We start from the raw sequence: 11,269 nt of genomic DNA, 5'->3' as shown, positions 1-11,269 counted from the left end.
TGGCGGCGGCCCTCGTCGTCGTCATCGTCCGGGGCTACGTCCTGTGGTGGACGCGGCGACCGACCCGCACCGGCGGTCTGGCCCGGCCCCCCGCACGTGGTGCCACGCTCGACCTGCTGCGTCGCCGCCCCGTGGGAACCCTGGTCGGCGTGACCGTGGTCGCGGCGATCGGGTGGGCCGTCCCGCTCCTGGGGATCTCACTGGCGGCCTTCCTCGTCCTGGACGTGATCCTGGGACTCGCGGCACGACGCGCACGCGGCTGACATCCGGGGAGGGCGCTGGGGTTACCCTCACTCCCATGGTGTCCAGGAGCGCGGGCGTCCTCTCCTCGGGCGCGCAGGCGATTCGCGCGTTCACCTACAGCTCCCCGGCCAGATCCGCGCTCGCGGCGTTCGCCTCCGCCATCGCCCTGTTCACCGCACTGCTGATGATGCCGTGGGCCACGTCCTCGGGCAGCTCGCCGGAGCTGCACGACGCCGTCTTCACGGCCACGTCAGCGGTGTCGGTGACGGGTCTGACCACGGTCGACACGGCCGCCCACTGGTCGTCAGCGGGTCAGGTGGTCATCCTGACGGCGATCCAACTGGGTGGCCTGGGCATCGTCACCATCTCGTCGATGCTGGCACTCTCGGTCACCCGGCAGTTCGGGGTCCGCACCCGCCTGCTGGCGCAGACCGGGACATCGGCGGGCGGGTTGGGGGAGGTCGGGTCGCTGATCAAGACGATCGTGGTCTCCTCGGCCGTGGTCGAACTGGTCATCGCCCTGATCCTCACCCCTCGGCTGATCGCCCAGCAGGGCTCGGTGGGCGACGGGATCTGGCATGCCGTCTTCTACGCCGTCTCCGCGTTCAACAACGCCGGCTTCATCCTCCACCCCGACGGCCTGGCGGCGGTGGCCCACGATCCCGTCGTCTTCTGGGCACTGATCTGCGCAGTGTTCCTGGGCAGCCTGGGTTTCCCCGTCCTGTTGGTCCTGTGGAAACACCAGTGGCACCTCGGCAGGTGGAACCTCCACACCCGCCTGACCGTCGAGTTCAGTGTCCTGCTGATGCTCGTCGGGGCTCTGGGATTCGCGGTGGTGGAGTGGAGCAACGTCGCGACCCTCGGCGGGGAGAGCGTCACGGACAAGCTCCAGAACTCCCTGTTCGCCTCGGTGATGATGCGATCCGGGGGTTTCGCGGTGATCGAGCCGGCGGACACCAGGTCGTCGACCATGTTCATCACCGACGCGCTGATGTTCGTCGGCGGTGGTTCGGTGTCGACCGCCGGCGGGGTCAAGGTCACCACCCTCGCCGTCATCTTTCTCGCCTTCCTCGCCGAGGCCCGAGGGCAGGAGGACACCACCGCTCACGGCCGCGCGCTGCCCACGTCCTCTGTCCGGATCGCCGTGTCCGTCGCAGGGATGGGACTGACTCTCGTGTCGGCCTCGGCCCTGACGTTGATGGTCCTCACCGGCGAGGACCTCGGACGCCCGCTCTTCGAGTCCATCTCCGCGTTCGCCACCTGCGGTTTGAGTTCCGGCCTGAGCGCGGAACTCGAGCCCGCGGGGGTGTACGTTCTGTCCGGGCTGATGTTCGCGGGCCGCGTCGGCATCATCACGTTCGCCACCGCGCTCACCATGCGAGCCCAGCGCACCAGATACCGCCTACCCACAGAGAGGCCGATCATTGGCTGACCGCAACCGTCGCCAGTCCCCGGTGCTCATCGTGGGCCTGGGCCGCTTCGGCGTCTCCCTGGCCACCCAGCTCGTCTCCCAGGGGCGTGAGGTGCTCGCGGTGGAACGGGATCACGGACTCGTGCAGAAGTACGCCGACTCCCTGACCCACGTGGTGGAGGCGGACGCCTCCGACATCGAGGCACTCCAACAGCTCGGCGCGCAGGACTTCTCCACCGCCGTGGTGGGCGTGGGGACCTCGATCGAATCGTCCGTCCTGGTGGCCGTCAACCTTGTCGACCTGGGCGTGGAGCACGTGTGGGCCAAGGCGATCAACAAGGCCCACGGAAAGATCCTCACCCGGATCGGGTGCCACCACGTCGTGTTCCCCGAGCACGACGCCGGCGTCCGCGTAGCGCACCTGGTCGCCAACCAGATGATGGACTTCATCAAGTTCGACGACAACTTCGCGATCGCCCGCATGCTCCCCCCGAGGGACGTCGTCGGACGCACCATCGATCAGTGCCGCCCCCGCAGTCGCCACAAGGTCAACATCGTGGGGATCAAGCCTCCCGGCCAGCCGTTCCACTACGCGGAGCCGGAGACCTCGATCGGTGCGGAGGACGTGATCATCGTCTCGGGGCATGTCCGGGACCTCGAGAGGTTCGCCGACCATTCCGACCGGAAGCGATAGCTCCGGCGATCTGCTGCACCAACCACAGTCCGCCGCCCACGAACAGCAGCACCCCGGCCAGCCGGTAGTCCGCATCCGCCCGCCCGGACAACGGGGACACGAGGAAGCCGCAGCTCAGCAGCCCCAGCACCGGAACCACGGTCGGCGCCCGGAAGTGCGCGTGCTCCACCGGCTGCCGGCGCAGGACCAGAACCGCGAGGTTGGTGACCGTGAACACCGCCAACAGCAGCAGTGAGGTGGTCCCGCCGAGGGCGGTGAGGTCGGCCAGGGCGACGAGCCCGGCCGCCAACACGGTGGTGAACAGGATGGCCACCCACGGAGTCCGCCTGCCGGGCAGGACGCGGCCGAGCGCCCGCGGCACCACCTTCTCCTGGGCCATGCCATACACCAGCCGGGACGCCATGAGCATGTTGATCAGTGCCGAATTGGCCACGGCGGCCATGGTGATGAACGCGAAGATCCAGATCGGGAACGCCGGGGCGCCCGTCGCCACCACCGTGAGCAGCGGGGTCTCCCCCTCGCCGAGTTCCTCCGGGCTCACCAGGGCCACCGCGGAGATCGCGACGAGGACGTAGATCAGGCCGGTCACCGCCAGTCCCGCGAACATGACCTTGGGGAAGATCCGCACCGGATCCTTGGTCTCCTCCGCCATGTTGACCGAGTCCTCGAACCCGACCATGGCGAAGAAGGCCAGGGCGGTGGCGGCCGTGACCGACCGGACCGGACTCTCGCCCGAGGCGGTGTCGAACTCCGTGACGCGCGAGAGATCTCCCTGGCCGTGTCCGATCGCCCACGCCCCGATCGCGATCACGATCAGGAGGCCCGTGAGCTCGATGGCCGTGAGCACCACGTTGAGGCGGACCGATTCGGAGACGCCGCGGAGGTTGACGGCCGCGACCGCGGTGATGAACGCCAGGGCGATTCCGATCAGCGGCCAGGTCCGGGACATCAGGTCGAGCCCGACCGCCTCGTTGAGGTTCCCGGCGAAGGCCAGGGCGGCCGAGGACGCCGAGGTCAGACCCGAGGCCATGACGGCGAAGGCCACGAGGAAGGTCAGGATCTGGACCCGGAACGCGCGGTGTGCGTACACGGCGGCGCCGCCGGCCTTCGGGTACTTGGTGACCAGTTCCAGGTAGCTCGTGGCGGTGAGGACCGCGACGGCGAACGCGATGAGGAACGCCAGCCACGCCGCGCCCCCGACCTCCTCGGCGACCTTGCCGGTGAGGGCGTAGATGCCGGTACCGAGGATGTCCCCGACGATGAACAGCAGGAGCAGACCCGGCCCGATCACCCGCTTGAGGGCCGGTGGCCGCAGGGCGCGCGTCGGCGCGGCCAGGCCGGGGTCTCCCGCGTCCCGACCCGGGGCGGACGGGGTATCGGTCATGGACACCTCCCACACACCGGAACGGTCGCCGATCCGGTCAGCATCCCACCGAACGGGCGTGCCGGAAGCGGCTCCGGGTATTGGCGGGAGTCGCCTGTGATCGGGGCAAGAAGAACGCTGGTCTTGGTTCGACTCCGGGACTAGATTCCGGACATGACAGTCACCGACGAGCTGCTCGAGGCCGCCTCGGCCTACCGGTCCGACTTCGACAAGGGCGACCTGCCCATGCCGCCCGGCCGCAAGATCGCCGTGGTGGCGTGCATGGACGCCCGCCTCAACCCGTACGGGCTGCTGGGGCTGTCCGAGGGTGACGCGCACGTGATCCGCAACGCCGGAGGCGTGGTCACCGACGACGTCCTGCGGTCCCTCACGATCAGCCAGCGACTCCTGGGCACCGAGGAGATCGTGCTGATCCACCACACCGACTGCGGCATGCTCACATTCCGCGACGACGACTTCAAAGACCAGATCCAGGCCGACACAGGACTGCGTCCGCGGTGGTCACCAGAGGCGTTTCCAGAAGTGGAAGCGGACGTCCGCCAATCGCTGGCGCGCGTCGAGGCCGACCCGTTCCTCCTGCACGGCACCGCTGTTCGCGGGTTCGTCTACGACGTGGCGACCGGGGACCTGAGTGAGGTCACGCGCGGATAGGTCCGCCTCGCCATAGGGGCGCACGGGGTCCGGAGAGAGCGATGGATGACGACCGTGCGTCTCGGGGGCCGTTCCCGGGTAAGTGTGCATCGCTCTTACCCGCTCTGGGTCACGGGCCGACCTCCCTTGTGCGCCGCCAAGCGTTGTTGGGTCTTATTCGGCTGCGTAAGCGATGCTCTCGCCCGCCAGCAATGCATCGCCTTGAGGCCGCACACTTGGACGCTTCAATAGTATCTATTTCGGGCATTATTGAAGCGGCAGCACTCGTTGGGAACTGCAAAAGTAGCCCTATGTGTAATAATTGCAGTATGAAACTGGGGGAAGCGACGGAGGCCGTCTTGGATCTTGCGGCCCAGCAGTGGGGCCTGTTCACTGCCGCCCAGGCCCGAGAGCTGGGTGTTAGTGCCGTCCTCCTGAGTCGCCTCGTGGACCGTGGAGTACTGCTGCGGGTGCGTCACGGGGTCTACGCGAGCGCCTCAACCCCAGTGACGACCGTGCTCGAGGTTCGGGCGCAATGGCTGGCCTTGAAACCGCATGCCCTGGCCGCTGAGCGCAGATACAACGACGACCAGTACGCGGTCGTCTCCCACGAAACCGCCGCGCAGCTGCATGGAATTGGCGATCTGCCCAGCGAGGCGATCATTTTCACCACGCCCGGCCGACGACAGACACGCCAGCGCGGTGTTCGGTTCGTCACCGCAGCGCTGTCCCCGGGGGAAGTCATCGACATGGATGGATTGCCGATCACCACCGTGGAAAGAACTGTGTTTGACCTGGCCCGTGCCGGGCATGAACCGGGACACCTCATCGATATGCTCGCCGATGCGCTGTCCAGGGGTCTAACCACCACAGATGACCTGGCAGAGGCTCTCGCGCCGGTAGCTGAGAACTTCGGAACTATCCGCAACACCGCGCCAGCAATGCGCGCTCGTCTGGAGGAACTCTTCCCGAGCCACCGCGCTGGCGATGACCACCTCGCCCGCATGATGCAGCAGGCGATAGCGCCGATCCAGGAACAGCTCCGCGAGATCGCCGCCAGAACTGCCCCGAACCTTAAGCTACCTGCGTCGGCAGCATTAGACTCGTCGGCGATGCTCTCCCCAGCGCTCCGAGAGAAGCTGGAAACCCAAGCCAGCACTACCGTGCAGGCCTTCGGGGACGCGCTAGCCGCTACCGGTGGTGGTTATGGCAGCAGCGTTGGTGGTGGCGCTAACTGGCTTCGTCAAGAGCGAAGCAAGACCAGTGACACCGAGGACGACGACCAGGCCGGCCGGGACGATGCCTGAACCCAGACCGCGGGCCACTCATGGCCAGATCACCGCCGGGCTACGCCAGTTCGCTAAGCAGCAGAAGTTGACCCCGAACGCCGTCTACAGCAGGTTTTTCCGCGAAGTGTTCCTCGCAGAACTGATGGCCACCGACCCGGTGTGGGTCCTTAAGGGCGGCACCAATCTCTACTGCCTCATCCCCGGGGCTCGCCACACCCAAGACTTGGACCTGTACCGGCAAGCCTCCCCCACAGGCCATCGCGCAGCCGCCGACAGTCTGATCGCAGCCATGGACCAGACCACAATAGGCCCGTACACCTTCTATGTGCGCAACCCACGGAGGGAGACGGCCAGCGGAACCGTCGAGAACATCCAACTGACCGTCATCGTCCGATTCGGCACTACCGAGTTCTCCCGGTTCAACATCGACGTCTCCGGAGACCTTGAGGCGCCCACCGTCACCGAACCACTGGCGGTCACCCGCGCCGACCCACTCGAGGTCCCGTTCGCTCGCCGGCACTTCACCGTGCTGTCCTACCCGATAGAAAACCAGCTCGCCGATAAAACCTGCGCCATGTACGAGATCCACGGCACCCGTAGCTCCACCCGGTACCGAGATCTCTACGACATCGCCTTAATCGCCCTCGAACTCGAAGTGGACGCAGGAAAACTGCGCACCGCACTAGGCCAACAGTCCCGCATCCGCACCCTGGCTCTCCCTCCCCGCCTCATCCTTCCCAGTGACGAGTGGCCGGCCGGATACCAGAAATTCGTGGGCACCCTCCATCGACCCCGCCCAGAACTGCGTGCTGTCGACAGCGCGCTGACCACGGCCGAAGCGCTGCTGAACTCTGTCCTCTCCCCCGACAACCCGATCACCGCCGGCTGCTGGTCCCCTGAACGGCGCAAGTGGCAACCACGACCTGTCCCCCCGGCATGAATAAGGAAACCCCCGCCCACACATTGCCCGGGTCAGGCCGGCAGGGCATCCTCTCGAACCGACGGCGGGGCGAACCGATATCCAGACGTTATTACAAGTAAACGATGCCGAGTTCACGATTTCGCACACCAGACCATCGCCAAGAAGCTTGCGCGCCCGTGGGGCTGAGGCACTGCGCGGTGTGCGGTCCTGACGGACGGCGGCGCCCACTGCTGGGGACTGAACCACTACGGGCAACTGGGCGACGGTTCCGCCGGTGACAGCGCGATACCCGTGACGGTGGACGGGCTATCCGACGTGGTCGCGATGAGCGTGGGAAGTATGCATTCCTGCACATCCCTCCGCGACGGTTCGGCACGGTGTTGGGGGAAACTTCCTCGGCTACCTGGGCGTGGACCCGCACCCTTTCGGCCACCGACCTCGGCCACTGACTCTGGTGACAGCGCTGTGCCCGTCTCCGCGTCGTCTCAGCAAACCCTCCTAGGCTTCGACCCGCGGTGTCACGCGGGTGACGACGACGCGGGTTCGACAGGCGGCCTGACGTGGTTCGCGGTGGAGGTGGGTGGCGGTGCAGCAGCTACTCGGTGTGTCTCTTCTGGAGACGCCGGTGCTGGCGACCCTGTGGGTGCTCGTGGTGGTCGGGTTCGCGGGCCTGTCGCTCGCCGGCTCCACGGGAGGGAAGAGTGACTCCCGGGATCGACGCCGCTGGTGGCTACGGATGCTGCCCGCGTGCACGGTCGCCGCCGTGCTGGTGACCGTGGCCGGCGGGGTCCTGGTCGAAGGGGTGTTCAGACCCTTCCCGGATGCGATCCCGCGGACGGTGTACGTGTGGATCGCCGTGTCCCTGCTCGCGGTGATGCTCGCGGTCACCTGCTTGGCCGGCGGAAGTACCTCCCGGCGCCCGTGGCGCGTGGGCGGAGTGGTGCTCGCAACGGTTGCCGTGCTCCTCGGCGCCGGCGGTCACGTCAACCGTGTGTACGCCGAGTTCCCCACCGTCGGCACCCTGATAGGAGTGCCGGAACACCGGACCGTCCCCCTTGCCGACGTCCTCGGGTCCGCCCCGACGACCGTCGGCGACGATCTCCCGCCCGGGACCGCCGTGGAGGAGGTGTGGACGCCGCCCGAGAACATGCCGACGAGCGGGGCGATCACCGAGGCGACGATCCCCGGGACCGCGTCGGGTTTCACGGCGCGGCCCGCCCAGATCTATCTGCCGCCGGCATACTTCGCGCAGCCTCGCCCACTGCTCCCGGTCCTCGTCCTGCTCGCCGGTCAGCCCGGCGCCCCCGAAGACTGGGTGGTCTCCGGGAGATTGCCGGTGATCGCGGACGCGTTCGCGGACCGGCATGCCGGGCTCGCCCCGGTCGTGGTGGTGGCCGACCCGATCGGGGAGTCGCTCGGGAACACGCTGTGCGTCGATTCGCCCCGGGGCGATGCCCGGACCTACCTGTCCGTCGACGTCCCGGCGTGGATCCACGAGAACCTGCAGGTCGCCTCGGGGCCGATGTCGATGGCGATCGGGGGGCTGTCCTTCGGCGGGACGTGCGCGCTCCAGATGGCCCTGTCCGACCCGGACGTCTTCCCGACCTTCCTCGACATGTCGGGGCAGGGAGAACCGACGATCGGCACGCGATCCGCCACCGTCGAACAGTTCTTCGGCGGAGACGAGGCGGCATTCCGCCAGAACAACCCCGCCGACCTGCTCGCGAGCCGGCACTTCCCCGGCCTGGCCGGCGCGTTCGTCTACGGATCCACCGACACCGAGTACGGCCCGGCGGCGAAGGACCTCTATGCAGCCGCGCTGTCCGCAGGGGTCGACGCCCACCTCACCGAGTTGCCCGGGGGGCACAGTTACGCCGTGTGGTCCGCAGGCCTCGAGCGCGAACTTCCCTGGCTCGCCCAGAGGACTGGGCTCATCCGATGAGGCCGACGATCTCCACCGTGCGCCGATACGCGGCCCGGGCATGGTCGACCTCCCCGGTCACCATCGCACTGCTCGCCCTGATGTGGGTGGTGGCCGCAGTGACCGGCACAGCGCTCCACGGTCCGGATCCCGAGTGGTTCGACAGGGTCGCAGCGGGGTCGGTGTCCCTGGGCCACGGATTCGTCTGGACCCCGATCACGTCCGGCCTGGTCGTCTCCGGCCTCGCCGATCTCCTTGTCTCCACCCTGTTGCTTCTGGCGGTGGGCCCGGTCGCCGAGCGCCTGCTGGGCGGGACCCGCCTCCTCGTCACCGCCCTCGCCGCTCAACTCGGAGGGGTTCTCGGCGGGATCGGTCGCGACCTGTTGGTCGGCATTCTGACCAACGGGGACAGGGGGGCGCCGGTGGCCCCAGCGCACTCGTGGGTCGATCCGCTGCCGTGGATCCTCGGGATCCTGCTGGCGGCGACGAGCCGGATGCCGACCCTGTGGCGACGCCGGATCCGCGCCGTCGTCCTGACTGTTCTCGTCACTCTCCTCTTGTTCGCCGGGCATCCCCAGGATGCGGTCCGGTTGTCCGGGGCACTCGCGGGACTTGCCGTCGGTGCCCTGCAGGCGACGGAGCGCCACCGCACCCCGCTGCTCGGCGGATCGGTCCGGGAGACCCGAACCCTCGTGGCCCTGGTCGTGGCGGCGACCGTCCTGGGCCCCCTCCTGGTCTCGCTCACCTCAGGCGCGGTCGGGCCCCTGGCGCCCCTGAGTCAGCTCGTACGCGAGGTGCCCTACACCCCGGCACAGGTGGCCGAGCTGTGCGAGGCCGCCCCGGGCGGGATCGACTGCTGGAACGCCAGACAACTTCTCCGCCTGACCGGGGTCGGTCCCCTCGCTCTCACCCTCATGCCGTCCGTTCTCATCCTCGTCCTGGCCGACGGACTCCGACGCGGCCGGCGCGCGGCACGCTGGTGGGCGCTGGCCGCGTACGGCACTCAGCTCGCTGCCTCAGTCGCTCTGCTCGTCACCGGACCCATCAACGGCGGCCACGGACGACGCCAACTGATCTTCGGGGCGGCCCCGCACGCGCTCACGGTCTGGGTGGTGTCGCCGCTGGTGGTGGTGACCGCGGTCCTGCTCACCCTGCTGGCCACCGGACGGTTCTTCCGCGTGCGGGCGAGCAGTCGCGCGTTCAGACAGTCGGCCCTGTCGATCACTGCGGTGGTGCTCGGCGGGCTCGTCGCCTTTGTCAGCCTCGGTGCGGTGGTCACGGAGGGCGTCGCGGCGTCCGGTCTCTCCGACCCGTCGATCGCCGAGCTCGCCCGCGACTATCCGGCTCGCCTGATTCCTCCTGCGTACCTGGGCCTGTTCGGGCCGACCCTACTCCCCGTCTCCGACGCGGCGACGGCGTTGTTCGAGTGGATCGGCGTCGCCGTCTGGGCCTGCGTCATCGTCGTCCTGTGGCGCCTTCTGCGGGCGCGGCGCATCGACGAGGACCCCGCGGCCCACGAGCGGTTACGGCAGTTGCTGCACACACCGGGCGGGTCCTCTCTGTCGTGGATGACGACCTGGGACGGCAACGAGTACTGGTTCACCGACCAGCACCCGCCGGGTCGCCGGTCCGCGGTGGCCTTCCGGGTGGTCGGCCGGGTCGCGCTGACCACCGGAGGCCCGGTGGGGCCGCCGGATCAGTCCGGCGCCGCGGCGCTGGAGTTCGCCGAACATTGCGCTCTGCAGGGGCTGGATCCCTGCTTCTACTCCGTCGACGACGAGCTGGCGGCGGCGCTGAGGGCGGCGGGGTGGTCCTCGGTCCAGGTGGCCGAAGAGACCGTGATCCCCCTGCCCGACCTGGCGTTCACCGGCAAACGGTTCCAGGATGTCCGCACCGCCCTGAACCGGGCGCGCAAGGAACAGGTGACGGCCACGTGGACGACCTTCGCCGAGGCTCCCCTGACGCTGACTCAGCAGATCGTCGCCATCTCCGAGGAATGGGTGGCCGACAAGGGTCTGCCCGAGATGGGTTTCACCCTCGGTGGAATCGACGAGCTACGCGATCCCGAGGTGCGTTTGCTGCTGGCCGTCGACGGGGACGACGTCGTTCACGGCGTGACCTCGTGGCTCCCCGTCTACCGAGAGGGTGTGCTCGTGGGCCTCACGTTGGACTTCATGCGCCGCCGTACCGGCGGCTTCCGTCCGACGACCGAGTTCCTCATCGCCTCCGCCGCGCTCACGGGCAAGGAGGAGGGCTTGGAGTTCCTCAGCCTGTCCGGGGCACCGCTCGGGCACGGTCGACGTGAACCGAGCGGGGACGGCCCGCCCGCGCCCCGGGACGCGTCGTCGTTGACCGGTGTCCTGGACCGCGTGGGGGAGACGCTCGAACCCGTCTACGGGTTCCGCTCGCTCCTGGCGTTCAAGGCCAAGTTCCACCCGGAGTACCGCCCTCTACATCTGTGCTACCCGGATGCGGCGACGCTACCGGCGATCGGTGTCGCGGTGGGACGGGCCTACCTCCCGAAGGTGGGACTCGGCCAGGGAGCCCGCCTGGTGTCCACACTGAGGCTGGCTCACACCACAGCGGGATGACCCGCAGGGCTGCACCGGTGCCACGGCTCTACTGCGGATGCCGGAGAGCGGCCACCGCGTGGTCCTTCGAGGGGTCCTTCTACGAACCCACTCGACGAGGACCGGCGCCGACCATCGCCATCCGCAGCGATGATCGGCGTCGGCCGTAGAAGCAGGCTCTAGGAGACTGCTGAACAAGCTGTGA

At 68.3% G+C, this 11,269-nt stretch carries 8 protein-coding genes and 2 pseudogenes; 9 read left to right on the top strand and 1 reads right to left on the bottom strand.

The features are described from left to right. The 3 genes and pseudogenes from G6017_RS08960 to G6017_RS08950 form a co-directional block, all read left to right on the top strand. Window positions 1–263 (top strand): annotated as a pseudogene (locus tag G6017_RS08960) (PepSY domain-containing protein); the annotation flags it as partial. A 35-nt stretch (window positions 264–298) separates the two neighbouring features. Beyond that, complete coding sequence (locus tag G6017_RS08955; RefSeq protein WP_182617013.1) at window positions 299–1,675, top strand: TrkH family potassium uptake protein; 1,377 nt, start codon at window positions 299–301, stop codon at window positions 1,673–1,675. Beyond that, entirely contained in the window at window positions 1,668–2,348 is a 681-nt protein-coding gene (locus tag G6017_RS08950; RefSeq protein WP_187700485.1) for a potassium channel family protein, read from the top strand. The genes G6017_RS08955 and G6017_RS08950 overlap by 8 nt, the downstream gene beginning before the upstream one ends. On the opposite strand, the gene G6017_RS08945 is transcribed toward G6017_RS08950, so the two are convergent. Further along, window positions 2,284–3,732, bottom strand: coding sequence for an APC family permease (locus G6017_RS08945; protein ID WP_182609798.1), 1,449 nt, complete (start codon window positions 3,730–3,732; stop codon window positions 2,284–2,286). The two genes, G6017_RS08950 and G6017_RS08945, sit on opposite strands and share 65 nt — an antisense overlap. A 153-nt stretch (window positions 3,733–3,885) precedes the next feature. Here G6017_RS08945 and G6017_RS08940 point away from each other — a divergent pair, with 153 nt between their 5' ends. The 6 genes and pseudogenes from G6017_RS08940 to G6017_RS08915 all read left to right on the top strand — a co-directional run bounded on the left by G6017_RS08940 (window position 3,886) and on the right by G6017_RS08915 (window position 11,085). Next, the gene (locus G6017_RS08940; protein ID WP_182609799.1) at window positions 3,886–4,383 is read left to right on the top strand and encodes a beta-class carbonic anhydrase; all 498 of its coding nucleotides are present in this window, start codon (window positions 3,886–3,888) and stop codon (window positions 4,381–4,383) included. A 308-nt stretch (window positions 4,384–4,691) separates the two neighbouring features. After that, window positions 4,692–5,669, top strand: a complete 978-nt coding sequence (locus G6017_RS08935; RefSeq protein WP_182609800.1) for a type IV toxin-antitoxin system AbiEi family antitoxin domain-containing protein — start codon at window positions 4,692–4,694, stop codon at window positions 5,667–5,669. Between the two features lie 67 nt (window positions 5,670–5,736). Next, window positions 5,737–6,591 (top strand): nucleotidyl transferase AbiEii/AbiGii toxin family protein, encoded by an 855-nt coding sequence (locus tag G6017_RS08930; protein WP_182617011.1) that lies wholly within the window; start codon window positions 5,737–5,739, stop codon window positions 6,589–6,591. 180 nt (window positions 6,592–6,771) lie between these two features. Beyond that, window positions 6,772–7,278 (top strand): annotated as a pseudogene (locus tag G6017_RS17420) (hypothetical protein); the annotation flags it as partial. Then, window positions 7,160–8,515, top strand: coding sequence for an alpha/beta hydrolase (locus G6017_RS08920; RefSeq protein ID WP_347237885.1), 1,356 nt, complete (start codon window positions 7,160–7,162; stop codon window positions 8,513–8,515). The pseudogene G6017_RS17420 and the gene G6017_RS08920, both read left to right, overlap by 119 nt. Beyond that, window positions 8,512–11,085 (top strand): MprF family protein, encoded by a 2,574-nt coding sequence (locus tag G6017_RS08915; RefSeq protein WP_241731068.1) that lies wholly within the window; start codon window positions 8,512–8,514, stop codon window positions 11,083–11,085. The genes G6017_RS08920 and G6017_RS08915 overlap by 4 nt, the downstream gene beginning before the upstream one ends. Window positions 11,086–11,269 lie beyond the last annotated feature (184 nt).

The sequence above is a fragment of the Dietzia sp. B44 genome, assembly GCF_014145245.1.
Taxonomy (GTDB): Bacteria; Actinomycetota; Actinomycetes; order Mycobacteriales; family Mycobacteriaceae; genus Dietzia; species Dietzia natronolimnaea.
Note: the sequence above shows the minus strand (reverse complement) of the source record. Positions and strands in the feature narration are given on the sequence as shown.